This window comes from Prevotella sp. MGM1, from assembly GCF_002933775.1.
Classification (GTDB): Bacteria; Bacteroidota; Bacteroidia; order Bacteroidales; family Bacteroidaceae; genus Prevotella.
Genome location: NZ_BEWV01000125.1, coordinates 69,973 through 96,089, shown reverse-complemented (window position 1 = coordinate 96,089; position 26,117 = coordinate 69,973). Strand labels below are relative to the sequence as shown.

General features: G+C 49.3%; 21 protein-coding genes. 14 read left to right on the top strand and 7 right to left on the bottom strand.

What is annotated here, in order from left to right:
- Positions 1-161: 161 nt before the first annotated feature.
- From MoGM_RS04500 to lysS, 4 genes are all read right to left on the bottom strand, one after another.
- A complete protein-coding gene (locus MoGM_RS04500; RefSeq protein WP_104368939.1) occupies positions 162-896 on the bottom strand; it encodes an HAD family phosphatase in 735 nt (244 codons plus the stop codon).
- 9 nt (positions 897-905) lie between these two features.
- Complete coding sequence (locus tag MoGM_RS04495) at positions 906-2,264, bottom strand: glucose-6-phosphate isomerase (RefSeq protein WP_104368938.1); 1,359 nt, start codon at positions 2,262-2,264, stop codon at positions 906-908.
- 268 nt (positions 2,265-2,532) lie between these two features.
- Positions 2,533-3,528: an NAD(P)H-dependent glycerol-3-phosphate dehydrogenase gene (locus tag MoGM_RS04490; RefSeq protein ID WP_104368937.1), complete on the bottom strand. Its 996-nt coding sequence runs from the start codon at positions 3,526-3,528 to the stop codon at positions 2,533-2,535.
- Entirely contained in the window at positions 3,521-5,251 is a 1,731-nt protein-coding gene (gene lysS, locus MoGM_RS04485) for a lysine--tRNA ligase (RefSeq protein WP_104368936.1), read from the bottom strand. Before lysS ends, MoGM_RS04490 begins: the two co-directional genes overlap by 8 nt.
- Positions 5,252-5,991: 740 nt before the next feature.
- On the opposite strand from lysS, the gene MoGM_RS04480 reads away from it, so the two are divergent.
- From MoGM_RS04480 to queF, 9 genes are all read left to right on the top strand, one after another.
- Positions 5,992-6,972, top strand: coding sequence for an ROK family protein (locus MoGM_RS04480; protein ID WP_104368935.1), 981 nt, complete (start codon positions 5,992-5,994; stop codon positions 6,970-6,972).
- A gap of 89 nt (positions 6,973-7,061) precedes the next feature.
- Positions 7,062-7,493 carry a PaaI family thioesterase gene (locus MoGM_RS04475; RefSeq protein WP_104368934.1) on the top strand — a complete coding sequence of 144 codons (432 nt, stop codon included), beginning with the start codon at positions 7,062-7,064 and terminating at the stop codon, positions 7,491-7,493.
- Positions 7,494-7,576: 83 nt separating this feature from the next.
- Positions 7,577-8,644, top strand: a complete 1,068-nt coding sequence (locus MoGM_RS04470; RefSeq protein WP_104368933.1) for a chorismate-binding protein — start codon at positions 7,577-7,579, stop codon at positions 8,642-8,644.
- A gap of 114 nt (positions 8,645-8,758) precedes the next feature.
- A complete protein-coding gene (menD, locus tag MoGM_RS04465) occupies positions 8,759-10,417 on the top strand; it encodes a 2-succinyl-5-enolpyruvyl-6-hydroxy-3-cyclohexene-1-carboxylic-acid synthase (RefSeq protein ID WP_104368932.1) in 1,659 nt (552 codons plus the stop codon).
- Positions 10,418-10,473: 56 nt separating this feature from the next.
- Positions 10,474-11,295, top strand: coding sequence for a 1,4-dihydroxy-2-naphthoyl-CoA synthase (menB, locus tag MoGM_RS04460; protein WP_104368931.1), 822 nt, complete (start codon positions 10,474-10,476; stop codon positions 11,293-11,295).
- 286 nt (positions 11,296-11,581) lie between these two features.
- Positions 11,582-12,622 (top strand): o-succinylbenzoate synthase, encoded by a 1,041-nt coding sequence (gene menC, locus MoGM_RS04455; protein WP_104368930.1) that lies wholly within the window; start codon positions 11,582-11,584, stop codon positions 12,620-12,622.
- Complete coding sequence (locus MoGM_RS04450; protein WP_104368929.1) at positions 12,601-13,548, top strand: AMP-binding protein; 948 nt, start codon at positions 12,601-12,603, stop codon at positions 13,546-13,548. The genes menC and MoGM_RS04450 overlap by 22 nt, the downstream gene beginning before the upstream one ends.
- Before the next feature lie 96 nt (positions 13,549-13,644).
- Positions 13,645-14,325: a queuosine precursor transporter gene (locus MoGM_RS04445; RefSeq protein WP_104368928.1), complete on the top strand. Its 681-nt coding sequence runs from the start codon at positions 13,645-13,647 to the stop codon at positions 14,323-14,325.
- Between the two features lie 144 nt (positions 14,326-14,469).
- Positions 14,470-14,955 carry a preQ(1) synthase gene (queF, locus tag MoGM_RS04440; protein ID WP_104368927.1) on the top strand — a complete coding sequence of 162 codons (486 nt, stop codon included), beginning with the start codon at positions 14,470-14,472 and terminating at the stop codon, positions 14,953-14,955.
- A 171-nt stretch (positions 14,956-15,126) separates the two neighbouring features.
- Here queF and MoGM_RS04435 read toward each other — a convergent pair whose 3' ends face one another.
- Positions 15,127-15,675 carry an HD domain-containing protein gene (locus MoGM_RS04435; RefSeq protein ID WP_104368926.1) on the bottom strand — a complete coding sequence of 183 codons (549 nt, stop codon included), beginning with the start codon at positions 15,673-15,675 and terminating at the stop codon, positions 15,127-15,129.
- An 806-nt stretch (positions 15,676-16,481) separates the two neighbouring features.
- Here MoGM_RS04435 and MoGM_RS04425 point away from each other — a divergent pair.
- The 5 genes from MoGM_RS04425 to MoGM_RS04405 all read left to right on the top strand — a co-directional run bounded on the left by MoGM_RS04425 (position 16,482) and on the right by MoGM_RS04405 (position 23,816).
- A complete protein-coding gene (locus tag MoGM_RS04425) occupies positions 16,482-17,474 on the top strand; it encodes a polysaccharide deacetylase family protein (protein ID WP_158249553.1) in 993 nt (330 codons plus the stop codon).
- Between the two features lie 118 nt (positions 17,475-17,592).
- Positions 17,593-20,475 (top strand): putative LPS assembly protein LptD, encoded by a 2,883-nt coding sequence (locus tag MoGM_RS04420; RefSeq protein WP_233210162.1) that lies wholly within the window; start codon positions 17,593-17,595, stop codon positions 20,473-20,475.
- Between the two features lie 83 nt (positions 20,476-20,558).
- Complete coding sequence (locus tag MoGM_RS04415) at positions 20,559-22,814, top strand: cation:proton antiporter (RefSeq protein ID WP_104368922.1); 2,256 nt, start codon at positions 20,559-20,561, stop codon at positions 22,812-22,814.
- A gap of 35 nt (positions 22,815-22,849) precedes the next feature.
- The gene (locus tag MoGM_RS04410; protein WP_104368921.1) at positions 22,850-23,257 is read left to right on the top strand and encodes a sigma factor; all 408 of its coding nucleotides are present in this window, start codon (positions 22,850-22,852) and stop codon (positions 23,255-23,257) included.
- Positions 23,223-23,816 (top strand): FecR family protein, encoded by a 594-nt coding sequence (locus MoGM_RS04405; RefSeq protein WP_158249552.1) that lies wholly within the window; start codon positions 23,223-23,225, stop codon positions 23,814-23,816. The genes MoGM_RS04410 and MoGM_RS04405 overlap by 35 nt, the downstream gene beginning before the upstream one ends.
- A gap of 76 nt (positions 23,817-23,892) precedes the next feature.
- Here MoGM_RS04405 and MoGM_RS04400 read toward each other — a convergent pair whose 3' ends face one another.
- Entirely contained in the window at positions 23,893-24,459 is a 567-nt protein-coding gene (locus MoGM_RS04400; protein ID WP_146078641.1) for a hypothetical protein, read from the bottom strand.
- Positions 24,460-24,854: 395 nt separating this feature from the next.
- Positions 24,855-26,078, bottom strand: coding sequence for a peptidase T (pepT, locus tag MoGM_RS04395; RefSeq protein WP_104368918.1), 1,224 nt, complete (start codon positions 26,076-26,078; stop codon positions 24,855-24,857).
- Positions 26,079-26,117: the final 39 nt, after the last annotated feature.

Genomic DNA, 26,117 nt, shown 5'->3' with positions numbered 1-26,117 from the left:
GACGCAAATTTAACACTTTTCCTAAAATCCATGCACCGGAATTTCGGCTTGTGCCGTTTTCTTGGGATTTTGATACCGGGCATTTGCAGATTTGACAGATATGGTTTTGTGTCATGTCTTTTGGTCGGAATAATTTTCCCCTTGCTGTGCCGATAGCGTTTTTATGCCTGAAATGATTTCAGCCCTATTTCTTTCCATGTGTTTTTGAAGTCTGCCATTGAGCCGAATACCATGCTGGCGCCTTCGTCTGCAAGTTGCTTGTCGGGCAGGGGGCCGGTATTGACGGCCACTGTCATTATCCGAGCGGCTACAGCCGCGCGCACGCCGAGCGGCGCGTTTTCCACGACAATGGCTTCCCACGGTTTGACACCGGCTTTTTCAAGTCCTTTGATATATGGCTCCGGATCGGGTTTTCCCCGGCTTACATCAAAGCTGGCGACAATCAGGTCGGTTGACACGAGGCCTTCGAACTCTTTCACGAGTTTGTCGAGCAGCGACCGTTGGCCGCTACCCGTCACAACGACGATTTTCAATCCGGCTGCTTTGATCTCCTTTTGCAGTTCCATGACGCTATCCATGATATTGGCCGCCGGACACAGTGAGAAAATGCGGCTTTTCTCGTCATACATCCGTTGCGACTCTTCATCGCTTATTTCACGCCCCCATTGCTTGCGTGCCAGCATTTTTATGGTCTCCACTCCGCGCATGCCCTCGTAGAGATACGCTTCTTCCGGTGTCATCTCGAGGCCGAAAGTTTTCATCGACTCGTGCCAACTGCGTGCGTGATTGGGCATTGAGTCATACAGCACGCCATCCATGTCAAAAAGAACGGCCTTGGGGCAGAAAGCCTCAAAGCCGTGTCTTTTCATGTATTTTTGTATTTCTTTTTCGTACATATCTTATGTTTAATCCTCTTTTGCGAGCCTTTCCTTGATGGCTTTGCTGTCTGCCTCATATCCTGGTTTGTCGAGCAGTGCGAACATATTCTTTTTGTATGCTTCCACACCGGGTTGGTTGAACGGGTTTACTTCGAGTAAGTTGCCGCTGATGCCGCAGGCTATCTCAAAGAAATATATCAACTGGCCGATGTAGTATTCGTTCAGTTCGGGCACGCTGATGCGCATGTTAGGCACTCCACCGTCAACGTGGGCAAGGCGTGTTCCGAGTTCAGCCATCTTGTTGACTTCGTCCACTCGCTTGCCGGCGAGGAAGTTCAGGCCGTCAAGGTTCTCATCATCCTCGGGGAAAAGCAGATGCCTGTTCGGTGTTTCTATACTGATGACAGTCTCGAAGATGGTGCGCTCGCCTTCCTGAATCCACTGTCCCATGGAATGCAGATCGGTGGTGAAGTCGCACGATGCAGGGAATATACCTTTTCCGTCCTTGCCTTCGCTCTCTCCGAATAGTTGTTTCCACCATTCGCTGATGAAATGAAGTTTGGGATGGTAGTTTACCATTATCTCTATTTTCTTGCCTGCCTGGGCGTACAGTCCGTTGCGGACAGCAGCGTATATGGCAGCCGGATTTTCCTCGAACGGTATGTCATTGCCGCAAGCTTTCTCCATATCCTGCGCTCCGCCGACAAGTTTTGTGATGTCGAAACCAGCGCAAGCGATGGGCAGCAATCCGACGGGTGTAAGTACAGAGAAGCGTCCGCCCACGTTGTCAGGTATCACAAATGTGGTGTATCCCTCCTTGTCCGCGCATGTTCTGGCAGCGCCTTTGACGGCATCAGTGACTGCCACTATCACTTTTCGGGCCTCTTCTTTTCCACGCTGTGCCTCGCATTGCTTCTTCAATAGGCGGAATGTGAGAGCGGTCTCGGTTGTAGTGCCTGATTTTGATATGTTGATCACACCGAATTTCTTGTCTTTCAGGTACTCGGTCATTTCCGCAAGGTAGTCTTCGCCTATGTTGTTGCCGGCAAACATGATGGTGGGATTGTTTTTGTCGTCAATCAGCCATGCGAAAGAGTTGCCCAAAGCTTCAATCACTGCGCGTGCTCCGAGGTAGCTTCCTCCGATGCCTGCCACTACGATTACTTCGCAATTGGCCCGCAATACGTCGGCGCAATCGTTTATTTCTTTGATGAATCCTGGTGTGATTGATGTCGGAAGATGAAGCCAACCGAGGAAATCGTTACCTGGGCATGTTCCGTTTTCAAGAGCTTCACGGGCTTTCTTTACTTGCGGTTCGAATGCTTTTACCGCGCCCGGTGCCAAGAACTGGGCGGCCTTGGAGATGTCTAAGCTGATATTTTTCATAATTATTTAAAATTGGTTTTATGTTTTGTCTTAAATAGGTTGATAGCCTGTCCGAGTATTATTTTCATGTTATTCATGGGTGCTTTGTTTTATTCCATGACATATTACATTATTGATTTTTCTTTATTTTGATTTTCATTGTTATATTATACGGTGGCTTATCATACTTTCTGTTGCCTTTTATATGGCTTCATTAGGCTGGTATCGTTTTTTTGCTTACAGTTTCTGTAATGTGTCAATTAGACCGTCACATTATCTTTTTGCGGACTTATCTGAAACTGTCGGTAAGCAGTTTTATTTCCACTTGCGGACTTATCCGTTCATAGAGAATATTGTATACGGCATCGAGAATGGGCATGTTGACGTGCATGTGACGGTTGATTTCCTTCATGCATTTGGTTCCGAAATAGCCTTCGGCAATCATTTCCATTTCAATCTGTGCGCTTTTCACGCTGTATCCTTTACCTATCATGGTGCCGAATGTGCGGTTTCGCGAGAAATTGCTGTATCCTGTGACGAGCAGGTCTCCGAGATATACCGAGTCATAGACACTGCGTTCGATGGGGTGGGCGGCTTGCAGGAAGCGCGATGTCTCCTGGACGGCGTTGGCCATTAGCACGGCCTGAAAGTTGTCGCCGAATTTAAGACCGCTGCATATACCGGCCGCTATGGCATATACATTTTTCAATACCGAGGCATACTCTATCCCGATGACGTCATCATTGGTCTTGGTCTTTACGTAATCGCTTGTCAGTACATCGGCAAAAGCTTCCGCCTTTTCCTTGTCCGAGCAGGCTACAGTGAGATATGTGAGCCTTTCAAGTGCCACTTCCTCGGCGTGAGACGGTCCGCCGAGGCACGCAAGGTTCTCGTACGGCACGTCGTATACACGCCGAAAAAATTCCGAGCAGATAAGGTTCTCGTCCGGAACAATTCCTTTTATTGCCGTGACGATGAACTTGTCCTTAATCCTGCTCTTCAATTTTTTGAGGTGGTTCTTGATATATGGCGACGGGGTCACGAACACGAGGGTGTCGTAATTCTGTACAATCTTGTTGATGTCGCTCGAGAAGAACACCTCATCCATGTTGAAACGCACACTCATCAAGTATGCGGGATTGTGTCCCAGCCTGCGAAAATCCTCGATACGGTCGTCCCGCCGCATATACCATCCTATGTGGTGGGTATGTTCCACCACAATCTTGGCGATGGCTGTGGCCCAGCTGCCGCCTCCGATAATAGCTATTTTACCGCAGTTATACACCGGCTTTCTCTATCCATGCCTGGAACTCGTCTACCTTCGGGTTTTCAAGTCCGAGCTTATATTTCTTGTTTACTCCGCAGACTTCCATCTGTAATTTCTGCGGATTTATGTCCTTAATATCCTGTACGAGGTAATATCCGCACTTGTTGAACAGCGGAACCCACTCTTCTCCTACGCCTATGGCCGCCCATTCGGCGTTTGTGCTGCGCGGAGCCTTCTTCTCCGGTTTCATCTGCGGGAAGAAGAGCACCTCCTGTATGTATGTCTTGCCCGTCATTAGCATAACAAGTCGGTCTATGCCTATGCCTATGCCGCTTGTCGGCGGCATGCCGTATTGCAGTGCGCGGAGGAAGTCGCCGTCGATGATCATCGCCTCGTCATCGCCCTTGTCGGCCAGTTTCATCTGCTCCTTGAAGCGTTCTTCCTGATCTATCGGGTCGTTAAGCTCCGAGTATGCGTTGGCAAGTTCCTTGCCGTTTACCATCAGTTCGAAGCGCTCCGTAAGTCCGGGTTTCGAGCGGTGCATCTTTGTCAGCGGGCTCATCTCCACCGGATAGTCTGTTATGAAAGTTGGCTGTATGTATGTTCCTTCGCAGAACTCGCCGAAGATCTCGTCTATCAGCTTACCCTTGCCCATGGTGTCGTCTATCTCCATGTCGAGTTTCTTACACACTTCGCGTATCTCCTCCTCGCTCATTCCGTTGAGATCGTAGCCTGTCTTCTCTTTGATGGCATCGAGGATTGGCAACCGTCGGTATGGAGCCTTGAAACTGATAATCTGTCCGTCTATCTCGCGCTCAGGCTTGCCGTTCACGGCCGTGCATACTGTTTCGAGCAGTTTCTCGGTGAAGTCCATCATCCAGTTGTAGTCCTTGTACTGCACGTACAGTTCCATGCATGTGAACTCGGGATTGTGGTTGCGGTCCATACCCTCGTTGCGGAAGTTCTTTCCTATCTCGTATACGCCCTCGAAACCGCCGACGATGAGCCGTTTGAGATACAGTTCGGTGGCTATTCTCATGTACATATCAGTGCTCAGTGCGTTGAAGTGGGTGATGAACGGGCGTGCGCTCGCTCCACCGGCTATGGCTTGCAGCGTCGGGGTTTCCACTTCTGTGTATCCCGCCTCGTCGAGCACCCGGCGTATGGTACGTATCACCGTGGCACGGCTGAGGAAAGTGTCTTTCACTCCGTCGTTAACCACGAGATCCACGTATCTCTGTCGGTAGCGTAGCTCCGGGTCTTCGAATTTGTCGTATGCCACTCCGTCCTTGTATTTCACTATCGGCAGCGGTTTCAGACTCTTCGACAACAGAGTCAGTTCGCGTGCGTGAACCGAAATCTCTCCCGTCTGTGTGCGGAATACGAAGCCTTTTACACCGATGAAGTCACCGATGTCAAGCAACCGTTTGAATACCTTATTATATAGTTCCTTGTCTTCTCCCGGGCAGATGTCATCGCGAGTGATGTATACCTGTATGCGTCCTTTCGAGTCTTGTATCTCCGCAAAACTGGCCTTGCCCATCACGCGTCGGCTCATCAACCGACCGGCGATGCGCACTTCACGCTGTTCGCCCTCATCGGAAAACTCGTCTCTTATGTCTGTTGAAAAAGCGTTTGTGGGATATTCGGCAGCGGGATAGGGGTCAATACCCATGTCCCGAAGCTCTTGCAGGCTCTGGCGTCTGCCAAGTTCCTGTTCACTCAGTTCTAAAACGTTCATAGTCTTTATATCGAATATATATTCTTGTTATGGGTGCAAATTTACTAAATAACGTCGGAAAAAACGAATAAAATCAAAAGAAAGGACTATACAGATATTAAAAAACGTTGAATGCGGATGCTTACGGTGGCGTGTTAAAATAACGTAACAAACTTCTGTCGTGAAATCTCTTCAACAGGCTGTTTGTATTGTAAAAAATCATACAAACGTTTGAGATGTTCGGCTTGGTATTGGATACTATGTCCGTATGTGGTGTTTTTATGCTTTTTAAATGTTTGATTTTATAGGTATCCGGTTGCTTGATGGTTATTGTTTCTTGTGAGACTCCCTAAAATGTTTTTTTTATTATGATGTTTGTTTTCTGATGTATTCCTTGTTGTTTTCTGATTTTTTAGAGTCGTTTTTCTATGTTTGGAAATCTGTTTGTCGTGTTTTGTCCGATCCGTTGTCTCGCAACTATAAGTCAGGCATTTACCGGTGATTATTTATTGCGGAATATCGTGTCGGTAAATGTGCGGAGAAGACTCCATGGCGGCTTATATCTGTTTTCAGTTGTATTTTTGATTACTGCCGTAATTCAGAATTATCATTACATAATTGCGGATAATTCCGATTGTTGTCGCTGTTAAAATATTATAAAAACACAACGTCTGTTTTTGATGGTTGACGCTATTTTCATACATTTGTAAATTAAGACAAAAATAAAAAACATATAAAACCGTAATACCGGATAAATAGCGATGATAAGGACAGAGACAAAGAATATGGTTATCGGTATCGACATCAGTTTGGGAGAGACGACCTGCGCTGTTGTAGACATTCGCGGCAACATAATTGCCATGAGTAAATTTAATACCTGTGAATATTCGGATGTGAATAAATATGCGTCTGTTTTGTGCAATGAGATAATGAAACTCATAGACGGTTCATGCGGAATAGAGAATATTCGTTCGGTGGGAATATCGGCTCCAAGCGGCAATTTGCTTACCGGATGTATCGAGAACTCGCCTAACCTGCCTTGGAAAGGGTCTATCCCGTTGGCTGCCATGTTGCGCGACAGGCTCGGACTGGCCGTGGCTCTTGGCAACGATACGCATGCGGTGATTCTCGGTGAGTATACTTTCGGATGCGGTCACGGAATGAAGAACTTCGGGATAGTGGCCATAGGCAATGGGCTGGGAAACGCTTTGTTCACGAGAGGAAAACTGTATCATGGCAATAACGGTTTTGCCGGAGAATTGGGGCATATCTGTGCCGTAGACAACGGGCGGCAGTGCAATTGTGGCCGTAAAGGTTGTCTGGAACGGTATGTGGCCGGCCCTGGCATCGTCCTTACGGCACGTGAGGTGCTTGAAGAAAATGACGCGCCTTCACTCATGCGTGATTTGGATCAAATGACAGCCCAAGCGATAGCCGAGTGTTGCGATCGTGGAGATGAGTTGGCCATAGAGGTATATCGCCGTACAGGATATATCCTCGGCATCGCGCTTGCAAATTATGCGGCTATTGTAGACCCTGAGGCTCTGATATTGTCGGGAGGTGTGTCTCGTGCCGGCAAGTGGCTGCTCGAACCCACATTGAAATCGTTCGGAGAGCATGTGTTCCCAAACATTCACGGACGTGTGAAGTTGCTCATCTCGTCTATGAACCATCGTGAGCGTGATATCCTCGGTGCCAGTGTCATGGCCTGGGGGGTTAAGGAATACTCACTGTTCAAATAAATCCGTCGGCAGGTTGCGGGATGAGTGCCGTTGTTGTTTTTTATAAATGAGCGACAGCGTGCCGATAAACTGTTCAGATCGCAGTAATCATGAATATAGATAAGGAAAAAGACGATATTACAAGCATGCCGACGCTGGCAACGGCGCTCGGCATGCGCTTTTACTCAACGGAAGACCCTGATACATGCAGGGCAGAGATGGATGTTGACAGTCGTACACGGCAGCCGTTCGGAGTGATTAGCGGCGGGGCAACGCTTGCTCTAGCCGAGACATTGGCCGGGATAGGGTCTCTTGCCGCATGTCCAGGAAAAAGGTGTGCGGGCATAAGCGTTACAGGAAACCATGTCAAGGCCGTGCAGGAGGGCGACACCGTCACGGCGGTGGCACGCATAATACACAGAGGTCATAAGATCCACGTATGGAATGTGGATATCACCAATAGTTCGGGTGAGCTTGTCTCTTCCGTCAGCGTGACCAATTATATAACGAGTCTGCCCAATAATATTGTTAAGGAGCGGTAAGGGAAATAAATCGAAAAAACCGTAAGAATAACACGAAACCGTATGTCTGTCAGGTATGATTTCGGTTTCAATTCATTATCAATATGCTGTCTTACGCATTTTACAGATTACCATATTCGGACAAATGTACCGCTGTCATACAGTCGGATGGTGCTCCCATGCATTTGGGTTCCTATTCCGACATGAACAGTCGTACAGGATTTGTAGTGGCTCCTTTTACCATAACTTCTGATGAACCGCTGCTGCTCATCCGTCCTGACAGGGTGGAACATTTTGCGCTTGACGATGTTTCCGGGCTTGCGTTGTTGCGCAGTGTCACGGCAAGCACTTCATTGTGCGGCGTGTCTGCCATGCCTGTTTCCGCTGTATCCCGGTCGGCCTATGCTTCGGCGTTTGCCGCCTGTCACGGAAAATTACTTTCAGGCGAGTTCGAAAAGATAGTCCTTTCCCGTCGGTCGGTGGTCACGATACCCGAAACGGCACCATTGCATGAATTGTTTTTGAGGGCGTGTGATATGTATCCCCGTGCGTTTGTGGTCTTAGTATCGTCGGTGGCATGCGGAACATGGCTTGCCGCTTCGCCGGAGATACTACTTTCCGGCGACGGGGAGAAATGGCGCACGGTGGCGCTTGCCGGCACGATGGGATATGACGACTATCTGGCTGAGGGCGAATGGAGCGTGAAGAACAGGATGGAGCAGCGTTGCGTGGCGGAATATATAGGTGATTGCCTGCGGTGTTTTGCCGATGATGTCACCGAAGGCGACCCATACACGGCGCGTGCCGGTGATGTCGTACATCTGCGCAGTGATTTCTCTTTCGGACTCTCTGACAGTGCGGGTATCGGCGATGTCGTTGCCGCTCTTCATCCAACACCTGCCGTATGCGGATTGCCAAAGAGCGCGACACGGCGTTTTCTTGAGGCCGTAGAGCCTGCTCCGCGCGGTTATTACAGCGGTTTCATGGGACCGTTGGCTGTCGGTGGTGATACACATCTCTACGTTTCGCTGCGTTGTATGCTCATGGCTTCCGGCTTCTGCGTTCTTTATGCCGGCGGCGGACTTCTTAAAGACAGTGTGGAAGAGATGGAATGGGACGAGACAGAGGCGAAAATGGACACAATGCGAAAGGTGGTTGACGGCAAACAATAGAATGAGTGGCAAGGCAAACAAACGTTGTTGATGATGTGGAGAATGCCTGTCGTGCGGCTATCGCATGTTTTTTGTCATAGTCTGATTGGAATAGTAATGATAGGATTGTTATAAATGTATAGCTCAAAAGAGAATATCAACATACTGACCTCATTGCTTTTGGCGCATGGTGTCAGTCGGGCGGTGGTGTGTCCCGGTTCACGCAATGCTCCGATAGTGCATAATCTGTACGAGGCGGGCATCGAGTGTCATGCGGTGACAGACGAACGCTCTGCCGGGTTTTATGCTATCGGTATGGCATTGCGTGTGTGTGCGCCGGTCGCAGTGTGCGTCACATCAGGCTCGGCACTGCTTAATCTCGCTCCGGCTGTTGCCGAAGCGCACTATCGCCACTTGCCGATCGTGGTTGTCTCTGCCGACCGTCCGTTGCAGTGGATTGGGCAACTCGACGGTCAGACACTTCCCCAAGATGGTGCTTTGGGCTGTTTCGTTCGCCGTTGTGTATGTATTCCGGAACCGGTCGATAATGAAAGCAGGTGGCATTGCGGCCGGTCGGTCAATGAAGCATTGCTCGCCATGCGTGGCGATACGGATGCTCCGGTACATATCAATGTGCCGATAAGCGAGCCGCTGTTTGATTTCACAGTGCCTGTGCTTCCCGATGTGCGTGTGGTGAGGCGTTTGCGGCCGGCATCTGTCAGCCCGGCGGTGCTTGATGATGTGGCTGTTCGTTTTATGTCAGCACACCGTCCGATGATCGTTGCCGGACAGTATGGATGCTGTGATGAATTAGGTAGGGCATTGAAGTCTTTGTCTAATCATGCCGTAGTGCTTCAAGAGCCGCTCTGTCCCGGTATCGGGTGTGTGCATTTCGATGAGGTGTTGTCTGCCGTTGATGAGGTGTCTGCCTACCGTCCGGATTTCATTCTGTATGTCGGTGGCACTTTGGTGAGCAAGCGTCTTAAGGCGTTTCTTCGCCGTGTGGCTGACACCGAGACGTGGGCTGTGAGCGAAGACGGTGACATTCACGACACGTTTTGCAGTCAGACCGTTGTCATTGAAGGGCGTGCCGCCGACGTATTGGTGCCTCTTGCCGCCATGTTAGAGAAGTCGGAATGCAGTGAATTCAAGTTTTTGTGGCAGTCGGCGCTGGACCGTGCTGCCGTGCGTGCCGCCGATTTTACTCCCCGTTACTCTCAGATGATGGTCGTAAAAATGTTCGAGTCTATGATAGAAGAGGCTGATTACGACTATGATGTGCACTATGCCAACAGCAGTGCGGTGCGGCTTGGATGCATGTTTTCCGGCCATTATATATACGTCAATCGTGGTGTCAACGGCATAGAAGGGTCGCTTTCTGCCGCGGCGGGTTTCTCGGCGGCCGGCGACAGCATCACATTCTGCGTAATAGGAGATCTCAGTTTCTTCTATGACAACAATGCGTTGTGGAATGGCGGGATAGGAGGCAACCTGCGTGTGCTGCTTCTTAACAACGCTTGTGGCGGCATATTCAGCACTCTTTGCGGTCTCGAAGCCGGTGCGGTCCGTGATGAGTATGTGGCCGGCGGGCATCGATCGAGTGCCCACGGGATATGTGACGCCCATGATATAGGCTATATTTCGGCTCGAAACGCTGATGACCTGGCAAAAAACATGAATACTTTCCTTTACAGCGGAACACACCGTCCTCTTGTGTTTGAGGTGTTTACGGACGCGGAGGAAGACGCGGCAGCGGTGCGGGAATATTTTAGCGGTTGGAAATTAGAATGTTAAATAGGTAAGGAGTTGATGGTTAGTAACATATAATAAATTAAAAACATAATACGGATATGCAATCGAGAGAGTGGAAAAAGATACGTGATTTTGAGGAAATAATATTTGAGGAGTACAACGGAATAGCAAAGATAACGATCAATAGGCCGCGCTATCGTAATGCGTTTACGCCCAAGACAACATGGGAACTGTCGCAGGCTTTCGCCATTTGCCGTGAGATGCAGGATATAAGTGTGGTCATTCTCACAGGTGCGGGCGACAAGGCGTTCTGCTCCGGGGGAGATATGAACGTGAAAGGGCGTGGCGGGTATGTCGACGAGAGCGGTATCCCACGTCTCAGTGTGCTTGATGTGCAGATGCAGATAAGGCGCCTGCCGAAGCCGGTGATAGCCATGGTCAACGGTTATGCTATCGGCGGTGGGCACGTTCTGCATCTTGTGTGCGACCTTACGATAGCGAGTGATAATGCCGTTTTCGGTCAGACCGGTCCTAAGGTGGGATCGTTCGATGCCGGTTTCGGCGCTTCTTATCTTGCAAGAATAGTGGGACAGAAGAAAGCCAGGGAAATATGGTTCCTCTGTCGGCAGTATAACGCCGGGGAAGCGGAGCGCATGGGACTTGTCAACAAGGTTGTCCCTTTCGACCGATTGGAAGACGAATGTGTTGAATGGGCGGAGACAATGATGGAGCGCAGCCCTCTCGCTTTGCGCATGATAAAGGCCGGTCTTAATGCGGAGCTTGACGGACAGGCCGGTATCCAGGAGCTGGCCGGAGACGCTACGATGCTCTATTATTTCCTTGATGAGGCTCAGGAAGGCGGTCGCGCGTTTCTCGAAAAGCGCAAACCCGATTTCAAGAAATACCCGAAGATGCCGTAAATATAGTATTGTTGAATGCCTCACGTACCGTTCCCGGTATCCGGCATCCCTTTCTTCGGCATGGGAAAGAATGATTCCAATGTGGGAAATACGTTTCTTTTGATATGGGGTTTTAATTCTTTCGAATGGATAATCCTGTCTCTTTGAATTGAAAATAGATGCCTGTCGATTTTGAGTCATGTTCTTTATGCAAGGGAAATGGTTTCTTTCGAATGATGATTCTGTAATTGTCAGTTTGCGAGCACGGTTTGAACAGGCATATTATTAATGAACGGACATAGATAAAATGAAATACAAGATAAATATTACCGAGCGTATATTGCGTTTTAAACAGCCGGCCGGAACATCGCGTGGAGTGTATGACACACGTAAATCGTGGTTTCTGGAACTGACTTCCTGTGATGCGGCAGATGGCGGAATAGGGGTAGGCGAGTGTGCCCCGCTGCCCGGTTTGAGCTGTGATGATATTCCAGAATACGCCAAAACACTGCGTGCCCTGTGTGATAAGTTCGAGCAGGAGGGTGTGATAGACTATGATCTCATGCGTCCGTATCCTTCCATGCTTTTCGGCCTTGAAACGGCTTTGGCACATTTCAATGCCGGAAGTACAAGGCTCTTTGACACTGCTTTCAGTCGTGGCGAGACGGGAATACCCATTAACGGACTTGTGTGGATGGGATCTTACGATGAGATGCTTGCCGGAATGGAAGAAAAGATAGACCAAGGGTTCCGCTGCGTTAAGTTGAAAATCGGCGCCATTGATTTTGAGCATGAACTTAGTCTGTTGCGCAGGATACGTGAACGGTTCTCTTCTCGTGAGATGACGATACGTCTTGATGCCAACGGTGCGTTTACTTTTGATGAGGCATTATATAAGCTCGAACTTCTGTCGCAGTATGCTGTACATTCCATTGAGCAGCCAATTGCCGCCAGGCAGTGGGGCAATATGGCCGAGCTTTGCCGGGAATCGCCTCTTCCCATTGCTCTCGATGAAGATCTGATAGGTGTGAACTTGCCTGAAATGAAAGCTCAGTTACTCAATATTGTCAAGCCGGCGTACATCGTTTTGAAACCATCTCTGCATGGGGGTATGCGAGGTGTGGAAGAGTGGGTGGGTGCCGCCAAGGCTCATGATACAGGCAGTTGGATAACGAGCGCACTCGAAAGCAATGTAGGTCTCAATGCCATTGCACAGCTTACTGCCGGTATTTATGGTGACAGGATAAGTGTTCCTCAAGGGCTTGGCACGGGACTACTGTTTGAGAACAACATAGACAGACCGATAGAGATACGTAAAGACGAGCTGTGGTACTGTCCGAATTCCTGAAAGAGTGGCTCAATGACTCGCCGACAGTTACTGTGAAGACGAGTGGTTCAACGGGTGTACCGAAGCTGATTGCGGTTGAGAAAAGCCGGATGGCCGCCTCGGCGCGTATCACCTGCGGTTTTCTCGGTCTTCGACAGGGAGACAGTGCTCTGCTCTGTATGCCTCTCGATTATATCGCCGGCAAGATGATGGTGGTGCGAAGTGAGGTTTGTGGCTTGCGGTTGATTTCTGTGGAGCCTTCCGGGCATCCTTTGCGAGGACTGGATGAAATACCCGATTTCGCTGCCATGACACCTATGCAGGTATATAACTCACTCCGTGAGCCTGCCGAATGTGCCGCGTTGATGCGTATCCGGCACCTGATAATAGGCGGAGGAGCCATAGATGACGATATGGCCGAACGGTTGCGGTCGTTTCCAAATGCTGTTTGGAGCACGTACGGAATGACCGAAACCCTTTCACACATAGCTCTGCGACGGCTTAGCGGAAAGGGTTCCGATAATATGTATACGCCTTTTGATACTGTGGGTGTATCCTTGAATGCCGATGGTTGTCTTGTTGTCGACGCGCCGTCGGTGTGCGACAGTCCGCTGGTCACACGCGATATAGCCGAGATAGCCCCCGACGGACGGCGTTTCCGCATACGGGGCAGGCTCGACAACGTGATTAACAGCGGCGGGATAAAGATACAGGCAGAAGAGGTGGAGAGACTGTTGAGACCGTATATAGCGTCTCCGTTTATGATAACGAAGCGTAGGGACGAGAAGTTTGGAGAAGCCGTAATGCTTGTGATACAAGACAGTGACACTGCCGAAGCGGAGCGGATATGCGGTCGGGTGTTGCCTAAGTACTGGCAACCGAGATATTACGAGACGGTGAAAGCCCTGCCAATGACAGAGACGGGGAAGGTGAAACGTCTGTTATAGTCAGGTGGGTTCAAGTATGTAATATAAAAATGAGATATTGATAATAATGTAAAACAACATGGAGTGCTTGTCCAACCTCCGTAAAAAAACAAGAAAATGAACAATAAAAAAACTCAGGTCAGTGTGCTGTTCATGCTTTTCGGCATACTGTTTTGCGTTTGCCTTATTACGGCAAACGTGCTCGAAACAAAGCAGATGATGTTCGGGCCGGTAAATATTACCGGCGGTCTGTTGGTTTTTCCGGTGTCTTATGTCATTAACGATTGTGTGTGCGAAGTGTGGGGATATGCCCGTGCCCGTCTGCTTATATGGACCGGTTTTGCCATGAATTTCCTTTTCGTGATGTTCGGAGCTATCGCCGATGCCATTCCCGGCGCTCCGTATTGGAGCGGCGACGCAGGTTTTCACGCTGTTTTCGGTCTCGCTCCCCGCATAGCGGCGGCCTCTTTTCTTGCTTTCCTCGTAGGGTCTTTCATCAATGCGTATGTCATGAGCCGAATGAAAGTGCGCTCGGCGGGCCGCAATTTCTCTGCCCGCGCTATTGTCAGCACCGTGTTCGGTGAGACGGCCGATTCCATTATATTCTTTCCTCTCGCTCTTCTTGGGGTCGTCCCGTTGTCCCAGATGCCATCGCTGATTATCTCGCAGGTGGTTCTGAAAACGCTGTACGAGATAATCGTACTGCCAGTCACCATCCGTGTGGTGCGTTTGACGAAACGGCATGAGGGAGAGGATGTGTATGATCGTGATACCGATTACAGGATATTTAAGTTCTGAGGATAAGTGAAAATCAAATGACCGATAAGTAAAGAGGATAAGGCTGGTGAACATGCAAGGGAACGGCAAGGTGCGTTTTTAGTTTCCGGCATGTACACATCTAAAGCTCCTTTTACTTATTTAAATCCATAAATAAAATAAGAAATGAACGAACAAAGAAAAGATGAGGGCTTGCAGGCCTTGGGTTCAAATACCCAATATTCTATGGACTATGCTCCGGAAGTGCTTGAAACCTTTGCCAACAAACATCCCGAGAATGATTACTGGGTGCAGTTCAACTGTCCGGAGTTCACGTCGCTGTGCCCGATTACAGGCCAGCCGGATTTCGCCGAGATTAAAATAATGTACATACCGGATGAGCGTATGGTGGAAAGCAAGAGCCTCAAACTGTACCTTTTCAGTTTCCGCAACCACGGAGACTTCCATGAAGACTGTGTAAACAAGATAATGAAAGACCTTGTGCGGCTGATGAGGCCAAAGTACATAGAGGTTGTAGGGCTGTTCACTCCGCGTGGTGGTATCAGCATCTATCCGTATGCAAACTATGGTAGACCCGGCACTAAATATGAACAAATGGCCGAACGCCGGCTTATGGACTATGGCGGCACATCGCAGTTATTGAACAGATAACGGTTTCTTGGATGGATACGGGCCGGTGTTTGCCAATGACGGGTGTGTACACCCATACAAATACCGGCCTTTCATGCCTGTCAGTATGAAGAAATGATGCCGGTGCCAGTGTGGAAATTGTGACGCGGCAAATATGGGCGTAAATAGACTGGGTGTTCGGCCGATACTTGACTAACAGCCATATTCGCCGAACATCCTTGCCCATTCCATGAAACGGGCCACGCTCTCTGTCCCGAACTTTTCGAGACTGCGTGCCGTCTGTTCCACCGTGCGCTCACGATCGGGATGAGACTTCGAGAAAAACTTGTCAGCATAGCACACAAGTATCTCCTCGGGTGTCTCGGGCGTGAAGTCTTGCGGCGGGAGTGGCAGTGCTCTCTCTTCGATGGCCTTGCGGGTAATTCCGGTGCCGGTGTGCCGTTCGCAGACCTTCGCATGGCGTGGCAGGCCGTCTGCCCGCAGCAGTTCGGCACCGTTGATGCCGTGTCTTATATACGGGTCTTTACCGTTACAGTGTATTCCCGGAGCGTCTGTCGTGAATATCCCGATGTCGTGCAGCATTGCGGCCTCTTCCACGAAAGCCCTGTCGAGGGCTATCTGCGGGTTGCGGTCGGCTATGAGCAAGGCACGGTGTGCCACATCGTGGCTGTGGCGTATTAGCAGGCGTTTCAGCTCGTTGTCCTCCGGATAGTATTTGTCTATTATTTTTTGATAATCCATAGCGTGTTTGAATGATTTTTAATGTGCCGGATCTCACTTTTTCCCGACAGTGTTATTTCGGTGCAAAAATACTGAAAAAATAAGAGAAAGATACCGTCAGGCTGAGCTTTTTTGTTTCGAAAGATTTCAGCCTGCCGGTGTTAATGTTTCTGTTTTGCAAAGTATGAAACACGTTGACTGATAATGTTATTTTGTTTGAATAATATTTACAAAAAGTCTTCCATAAATCGATTGTTTCAAAATTTAAATCAAGTGGCCGTAAATATCTCCGTATTTTTGGCTTTTGTGTAACTGTTTGAATATAAATATGATATGCGAAAAAGAAGTTTGCTTTCGCTTCAAACGATAACTTTCTGTGGAGGTTTGTCGGCCGTTTAGCGTCCCGTTGCTCTGCGTTTGGATACCCGTTGCGATCCAACGGGTATCCAAACGTCTTGCATTTACTTGCCAAACACGTTACAACGAGCGTCCCGTTGCAGGGAAAAAGCATTTTTTTATCATCATGCAATCATCCCGTCATCTTGTGTATCGCGGTATGTATCGTGTTCGTCGATGTAGAATGAGAAAAAGCAAAGTGCTTTTTTTATGATATAATTCTTACAAATAACAAACTGCCGGGATATGTTTGTTTCTATGCCATGACACCCGTTATTTGCTTTTTACAGGATAATTAGCTCTCACGTTGCATAATATATCATGTGTAAAAGTCGTTATATATCATGTATGTGGGTCTGCCGTGCCATTGCCGTTCGGTACGTGCGGAGTTGCGCCGGATGTTGTTGTTTGATGATGTTACAACGTGTTTTATGAAACCAAGATATCTACTTGTAAATATAATGTTTCCATGTGCCGCATGCTTGCAGGCGCAGACAGAGGTGGCGGTAGCAAAGTTTAAGGGAGACAGGCCGGCTGCTGTAAGCTATACGTTTGATGACGGACTGCTCGAACACTACACCGAACTGTATCCACGATTGAATGAATACGGTATTAAGGGGACGTTCTGTGTCAACGGAAAGATAACAGACCGTTACGAACAGTTGATTGCCGCCGGCGACACGTCGGATGTCCTCGTCAGGGAAAAGCCCCGCATGACGTGGAAAATGTTGCGTGAGATGAGCGATGCCGGGCATGAGATAACATCGCACGGGTGGGCGCATGTGAATGTGAACAGACTGGAAGGCGAGGCACTGCGCTATGAGGTGCAGCACAACGACACAGTGATATGGAAGCATACCGGCCGTTTTCCGAGAACATATTTCTATCCGGGCAACGCAAAAAGTCCGGAGAAAGTGAAGTATTGCGAGTTCGGGCGTGTCGGTTCGCGTGTTGAACAGGTGAGCATCGGTTCTAAACGGGACGAGGCCTGGCTTCGAAACTGGGTCGCACTGCTGATCAGAGACCGCAAGTGGGGCGTGGGAATGACGCATGGTATAAGTTATGGCTATGACCATTTCAGCGATCCGCGGATATTGTGGAACCACCTGGCGTATGTGGGCTCACTGCGGGACAGCGTTTGGGTAGGTACGTTTCACGATGTTTCAGCATACGTAAAAGAGCGTGACGCCGTCAGGCTGAAAGTGAGGGAGAGGGGTGATGAGATCACTGTTCGGCCGTCGCTTCCGTTAGACCGTGAGATATTCAGCGAGCCTTTGACGATGATAGTCGGCAGGGTTGTGGTATCGGCCCGGCAGGATGGCCGGAATCTCGATGTTATTGTTAGGGGTGACAGCAGTTTGATAGACTTCAACCCCGGTGGCGGGCCGGTTTGCATCAAGGTGTCCGGATCCGCCAATAAGTGAAAGCTTCGGCATCGTATTAAATTGAGCGGACCTAACGTTAAATATTTGAAAGCCGGGCGTTTTTAACTATTTTATACGTACTTTTGCACCCGTGAGAAAAAAGACGTTGACTTTTTTGATGTTTTTCGCTTTCATATTTGTGATGGCGGAGGCACCTTTAGTGCTTTTCAATGACGAGGTGAAGAGCACGGCCGTGTCTGATTCCATGATTGTGGAAGCCGGAAAAGCCGTGAAAGACAGCGTGATGGCAGTGGCGGCCGTTGACAGTACGGGCTTGGACACGCTGACGGCGGACACCGTTGTGACACCTTTGCATGACGGACCGGATACTACCACGATGGACTCGCTGCAACTTGCGATATATCATCACAATAGGGCTATAGACGATTCGCTGGCGCTTGACAGCGCTAACAGGGCGAGAAAGAACGGTATAGACTCTCCCGTGACGTACTCTGCGGAAGACTCTGTCGTATACGAGGCAGGTACAGGAATAGCCTACCTGTTCGGCGACTCTCACGTGCTTTATCAGGACATGGATCTAAAGAGCGACCGGATATACATGAACATGGACAGCAGCTTGGTGCATGCCACGGGAGCTAAAGACTCTACGGGAGCGGTGTTCGGTACCCCGGTGTTCTCGATGGGCAGTGACAAGTATGAGAGCGATACCATGGCTTTCAACTTCAAGACAAAGAAAGGATTGATAAGCGATGTGTATACTCAGCAGGAAGACGGATATCTGACAAGTGAGCTGTCGAAGCGTAACTCTGACGGCGAACTGTTCTTGCAGCATGGCCGGTATACCACATGCGACAAGCCGCATCCGGATTTTTACATAGCCATGTCGAGAGCAAAGGTGCGGCCGGGCAAGGATGCCACTTTCGGGCCTGCATATCTTGTTGTGGCCGATGTACCGTTGCCCCTCGCCATACCTTATGGATTCTTCCCGTTTACCAAGAGTTATTCGAGCGGACTTATCATGCCGACTTACGGTGATGAGACCGAGCGTGGTTTTTATCTGCGCGACGGCGGTTATTACTTTGCCATCAACGACATGGTGGACTTAAAACTGATAGGTGAGATATACACCAAGGGCTCGTGGGGATTGTCGGCAGCGTCTAATTACAGGAAACGTTACAGGTATAGCGGAAGTTTCTTTGCCAGCTATCAGAACACGATAAACGGTGAGAAGAACATGCCCGACTATTCCAAGCAGACGAGTTTCAAGATACAGTGGAGCCACCGTCAGGACACGAAAGCCAATCCGTTCCGCACGCTTTCGGCAAGCGTGAACTTCGCCACGAGCAGTTATGAGCGCAACAACCTCACGAGCATGTACAACCCTCAGAGTTACACTCAGAGCACACGAACGTCATCCGTGAGCATGACCAACACTTTTTCGAGTATCGGCATGACGCTCAGTACGACGATGAACCTCAACCAGAGCATGATAGACTCCACCATTGCGCTGACTCTTCCAGATGTAAACATATCCATAAGCCGTTTCTATCCATTTAAAAGGAAGAAGATGGCGGGCAAGCAGCGGTGGTATGAGAAGATTTCGTTGAGCTATACCGGACATCTGAGCAACTCGATAACAACGAAAGAAGACAAGCTGCTACACTCGAAACTGACACGCGACTGGCGTAACGGAATGCAGCACAACATACCGATCAGTGGTAACTTCACGCTCTTCAACTATCTGAACATCAACCCGTCGATAAACTTCACCGACAGAATGTATACCAACAAGATAATGCGTTCGTGGGACGAGACGAGGCAACGGGAGGTGACCGACACCATAGACGGTTTCTACAATATCTACGATTGGCGCATGAGTGTGAGCGCATCGACAAAGCTCTATGGTATGTTTGTGCCGTGGAAAAAGTTGTTCGGTGACAAAGTAATAGCCATCCGTCACGTCTTCACGCCGCAAGTGAGTTTCAACTATTCTCCCGATTTCAGCACCAAACGTTACGGATATTACGACACATACCAGAAAACGGATTCCGAGGGAAATGTGTCCATAGTCGAATATTCGCCATATTCAAACGGACTCTATGGTGTTCCCGGCAGAGGAAAGACCGGAAGCATATCGATGGACATCTCCAACAACATAGAGATGAAGATAAGAAGCGACAAGGATTCCACCGGAGTGAAGAAGATCAGCATCATCGATGAGCTAGGAGCAAGCATGTCATATAATATGGCTACCGACATAAGACCGTGGAGCGATCTGAGTACCCGTCTGCGGCTTAAACTGACAAAGAGCTATACTTTCAATATGAATGCCGTCTTCGCCACATACGCTTATGAACTGGACGATAAGGGGCGGCCCCGCGTCAGCAACCGTACCACGAGGTATAGTCAGGGAAAGTTCGGACGGTTTCAGGGCATGTCTCAGAATATATCGTACACGTTGGATAATAAGAAGGTGGCAAACTTCTTCAAATGGTTGCGTGGTGAGCGTGTGGACAAGAATGATGCGGGCAGCGATTATGACACCGATGATGAGGATGACTATTTCGACCGTGAGACCAACGAGGACAAGACACTGCAAAAGGCTCGTAACGGCGCACGGAAGGAGAACGCCGGAAAGGCCGAGACAGACGAAGACGGATATATGGATTTCAGCATGCCCTGGTCGTTGAGTTTCGGTTACGGAATATCCATGCGCGAAGATACGGGCGGAAAGTTCGACTATGACAGGATGCGGTATCCCTATTCGTTCATGCAGACGCTCAACTTCAGCGGTAATGTGCGGATAAGTGACGGGTGGAACATCAGTTTCTCGTCGGGTTATGACTTTGAGAACAAGAAGATTTCGATGACAACGGCGTCACTGAACCGTGATTTACACTGTTTCAACATGTCGTGTTCGGTGGTGCTTGCGCCATATACGAGTTACAACTTCTCGTTCCGCTGCAATGCCGCCACGCTTACTGATGCCTTGAAATACGACAAACGCAGCAGTTACAGTAATTCCGTGCGGTGGTATTAAAGACTGTATCCGTATGCGTTCCGGGCATCCAAGCATACTTGTTTTCCCTGTCGGGTGATCCATAAAATAATATAATACATTCCATGGCAGAGTTACCAGCGTTAGTAAAAGATCTCGCTCTTATTCTCATAGTGGCGGGAACAGTGACACTTATTTTCAAGAAATTACGGCAACCGTTGGTGCTTGGCTACATTGTGGCAGGCTTTCTGGTAAGTCCTCACATGCCGTATATCATGTCTGTGGTGGATAGTGCGGATGTAAAGACCTGGGCCGACATAGGTGTCATCTTTCTTTTATTCTCGCTCGGGCTTGATTTTTCCTTCAAGAAGATACTTAAAATGGGTGCCGCTCCCGTGATAGCGGCCTGCACCATCATCTTCTGTATGATGATGATGGGTATCACCGTGGGCAATCTTTTCGGATGGCGGCAGATGGATTGCATCTTTCTTGGCGGTATGCTGGCCATGAGTTCAACCACCATTATATACAAAGCGTTCGATGACCTCGGTCTGAGACAGCAGCATTTTGCCGGTCTTGTGATGAGTGTTCTCATACTTGAAGACGTGCTTGCAATCGTAATGATGGTCATGCTGGCGGCTGTTGCAGGCGGAAGCAGTCCCGACGGAGGTCAGATGCTACGCAGTGTGATAAGTATCGGTTTCTTCCTTATACTCTGGTTTGTGGTCGGGATTTTCCTTATTCCTATATTCCTGCGTCGTGTCCGTAAGCTTATAAATGATGAAACGCTGCTCATCGTGGCTCTCGGCTTGTGCTGTTTGATGGCAGTTGTCTCCACTCAGGTGGGTTTCAGCAGCGCTTTCGGAGCGTTTGTCATGGGCAGCATACTTGCCGAGACTGTTGAGGCAGACAAGATAATAAAACTTGTCGAGCCGGTGAAAAATCTCTTCGGAGCAGTCTTTTTCGTGTCGGTGGGAATGCTTGTGGAACCGAGAATAGTTGTGGATTACGCCCTGCCGGTGGTTGCTATCGTGATGACGATACTTATAGGTCAGGCCGTTTTCGGATCGTTCGGTTATCTTCTCGGAGGACAGCCGCTAAAAACGGCAATCAAGTGCGGTTTCTCGATGGCTCAGATTGGTGAGTTCGCTTTCATAATAGCCTCTCTCGGTCTGTCGCTCGGAGTGATCAGCGACTTCCTTTATCCTGTGGTTGTGGCCGTATCGGTGATTACCACTTTCCTTACGCCATATATGATGCGTGCCGCCGGTCCGTGGTATTCGGTCATGGAGAGGCGGTTGCCGTCAAAGGTCATAGTGGCGCTGAACCACATAACGCTCAGTCACCCGTCGGCCTCGGCATCAAAGAACAAGTGGAAGTCGCTGTTGACTCAACTGACGGTGAACACCGTGATATATTCTATATTGTCTTTTGCGATGATATTCATCATGCTCACGTTGTTCCTGCCGTTCGTCCGACACATGTTTACCGACTGGCACCATACGGTTGATTTCGTTTGCGGCGCTCTCACCATCCTTGTCATATCACCGTTTCTGCGTGCCATGATAATGAAGAAGAACAGGAGCGATGAGTTCAAGGCTCTGTGGAGCGACAGCAGGCTTAATCACCTGCCGCTCATATTCACTGTCATCGTGCGAATTGTGATAGCGTGCTCTTTTATTTTCTATGTGATAAACTACCTGAGCCGTTTCACCGGGGCATTGATTGTGAGCATAGCGGTGGCGCTTGTCATCGTGATGGTACTGTCGAGACGGTTGAAGCACAGCAGCATTAAGCTGGAACGCATGTTTGTGAATAACCTGCGTTCGCGCGACATAGAGGCTCAGGTGCACGGCCGTAAGCGTCCTTTGTACGAAGGTCATCTGCTCGACAGAGATATCCACATGGTAGACCTTGACGTGCCGGCCGACTCGCTGTGGGCAGGCAAGACCCTGAGTGAACTGGGATTGAGAAACAAATATGGTGTCCATGTCAGCAGCATACTGCGGGCCAACAGACGTTTGAACATCCCGGCGGGAGATGCTGTCATTTTTCCTGCCGACAGGATACGTGTCGTAGGCAGTGACGACCAGCTCACGAGCATGAACCGTGCGCTTCAAGACGAGGTATATGGAGATGACCTTGAATTTGAGAAACGTGAGATGAAGCTGCGCCAGATGGTGATAACCGGGAAAAGCCCGTTTGTAGGCAAGACCCTCGGGGAAAGCGGCATACGCGACAAGTATAACTGTATGGTAGTCGGATTGGAGGAAGGCGAGGAGACTCTCTCGCAGATAGAGCCGGGATATAGGTTTGGAAAGGGCGACATAATATGGGTTGTCGGTGAGGAGATATCGCTCAATGAGTTGACTGAAGCATAGGCGATGGACACACTGGGGCAAAGGAATTTGAGACGATGTTCCGTGAAGAGTATTTGCGGTGCTATTTCTTTGCGCGCCGGATGCTCGATGAAGACGATTTATGCCGCGACACGGTGAGCGATGGATTCGCTTCCGTATGGAGCAACCGCAGATGTATAGACGCATTGAAAGCCCGCTGCTATCTATATACTTGCGTGCGTAACAAGGCCTTGTCAGAACTCAGGCGCATTAAAACAGCCGGCAACACGGTGGCCGCCGGAGTCCTCGACACCTTGGAGTCTGATGACGGTGAGGAGTGGGGCAGTATGCATGCCGTGATGAGCGGTACGGGCGAAAAAGCGGCGTACGGGGCTGTCCTCATACTTTATATGGTCGGCGGTGGCCGTGGCGGCGTGTGTCCTTGCCTTTGTGTTGGTGCTCGGAAACCGCAACGATGGGCATAGGTATGCTGAGGTCATCAGGCACGAAGAGAATACCGGAAGCATGGAGCTGACAGATGCCGACGGCGATAAGTACGAGGTGAAAGGCAACAGCGTGTCGTTCATGAAAGCCTTGCCGTCTTCTGCAGACTATATGATGATGGCTATGAAGACCCCGCGCGGTGAGTGTGCGGATGTTACTCTGGCCGACGGCACCCGTGTGTGGCTCAATGGTGAGAGTGTCCTTGAATTTCCAAACCGCTTTATCGGCGCACGGCGCAAGGTGCGGCTCAGCTGTGAGGCCTATTTCGATGTGGCGAAAGACAGCCGTCATCCGTTCATCGTCACTACCGATTACTATTCCGTGTCCGTTCTCGGCACGTCATTCTCTGCATGTGCCTATTCACCGTCAGACGCCGCACTTGTGCTTGCCGAGGGGCGTGTACGCATGTCATCGGCTGCGCATGTCGGAAGTCTTGTGCTCACTCCCGGTGCCTGCAACGGATATATTGTCTCAAGTGTCGGGCCGATTGCCCAGCCTACGATCTTATGTGAGTACGCATCTGTAATCAACGACATGTAACATACACTCTCATCGGTCTCGACGTATGTTATATCACTGCCCCATATCTCGTTGGGACGTACAGGTACTATCTCCTTTATGGGATTGTCATACTTGCGGTAGTGATGGTTTTATAATGACGACGACGTTTTATCTGCACCATGAGACCTTTCTTACGAAGCGGTTCGATGAATGCGTCACGTCCTGGCATACACCCCGTCGACCCAAACATCCGTCGGATAATCAGATACAGCTTTGCGCATCCAAGTCCGGGATTGTCTTGGCGGTAATCCTCAGCCTTCTCTACAATCAACGGCTCTATGGCGTTTTCCGCAAATTCGTTGTCATCCATTCTGTTATAGAATGACTGTCTGCTGTAACGAAACAGTCCGCGTAGAGTCTTCAGCGCAGGCTCCGGAGACTCTTCACGGAGCAGACTTGCTGTTTGGCGCCAGATTTTTTTTTTTCTTATGGTAATGTTGAAAGTCTCCTCGGCAAGATTGATCATCGTGTCGTAGGCATGGGCACGAAGTTTCTCAAGTTCGGCTTCCTTATGTGCCTGCTTGAGCTGTGCCTTGAGTTCCCGGATCTGGTCATCTTTGCTTTTCCCGGCCATATCTTCCTCGGTTTGTTCTTGCAACGATAACGTTTCTGTCTGAGTCATTACCCTTCCCATCCACGAATATAAGGTCATGACGCTACTGATGTGATATTTATCAACAATCGCCTGTGCATCACGGCACTCATGGAGAAAGTCATTTACGATGGAAATCTTTTCCTGATCATCGTGGCGATATGTAGTCTGCTCTATCTCTTGTCGTCCCCAGTGTCCCGTCTGGGGGTCTTCTATAGGAGACTAACTTCTTCTTTACATTGGTTTTCATTGGCTCTTCTGAGTTTTGCTCTCAAAAGTGTCAACTTTTTTCAGTTCAAGTCAAGATAAAAAACAACGGGCGTGTGGAAATGGTTTTCCGCACGCTCGTTTTAGTTCGGTGATATTAAGCCTGATGCGTAATCTGTCGTTATATTAAGTCAGAACTCACATGCTCGTGTACATAATCAGTCGTTATATCCGGCCGTAAGCTCGCATATTTTGACTATTACCTCCATGGCTTTTTCCATGGACTGTATGCTCACGAACTCGTAAGGACCGTGGAAGTTGACGCCTCCGGCAAAGATGTTGGGGCATGGCAGACCTTTGAATGACAGCTGGGCACCGTCTGTTCCGCCCCTTATCGGTTCTACTTTCGGAGCCACTCCGCATTCCTGCATGGCTTTCAGTACAAGATCTATCACGTGCATGCTGGGATCTATCTTCTCCTTCATGTTGTAATACTGGTCTTTCACCTCAGCCGTTGCCGTGCCTTCGCCGTATTTTCCGTTGATTTTCTCCACGCATTCCATTATGAAATCCTTGCGGGCCTCGAATTTCCGGCGGTCGTGGTCACGTATGATATATGACATCGTGGCACTCTCAATGTTGCTCTTGATGCCCAGCAGATGATAGAATCCCTGGTAGCCCTCGGTTGTTTCAGGGGTCTCGTCGGCCGGAAGCATGGCCGCAAACTCTGCGGCGAGCATGTTGGCGTTTATCATTTTGCCCTTGGCGTAGCCGGGATGCACGCTTACGCCCTTTATGCTCACTTTTGCCGATGCGGCATTGAAATTTTCGAATTCGAGGTCTCCAATGTCTCCACCGTCCATGGTATATGCCCATTCACAGCCGAACTTCTCCACATCGAAATGGTGGGCACCCATGCCAATCTCCTCATCAGGATTGAATGCGACCCGGATGTCGCCGTGCTTTATTTCCTTGTGGTCTCTGAGATAGCACATGGCCTGTATAATCTCAGCGATACCGGCCTTGTCGTCAGCGCCGAGCAATGTGTGCCCGTCGGTCACGATAAGGTCTTCTCCAACGTGTGCGAGCAGTTCGGGAAATTTATTCGGCGATGAGATTATGCCTTCCGAGAGCATGATGTCGCCTCCGTCGTAGTCTTTGACTATTCTTGGTTTTATGTCTGCGCCGCTGCAATCGGGGCTTGTGTCGTAGTGGCTGATAAATCCTATTGTAGGCACTTTGCCCTTTATGTTTGATTTAAGGGTGGCATATATATAGCCTTTGTCGTCGAGTTCGACATCGTCAAGCCCTTCGTTTTCGAGTTCTTTTTTTAGATACTCGGCAAAAACAAGTTGTTTCGATGTACTTGGCACGCTCGTGCTGTCTTCTGCCGACTGCGTGTCGAATTTAGTGTAGTTTAAGAATCTTTCGGTAATGTCCATATTAATTATAAACAAATGTTTGCCACAAATTTACATATA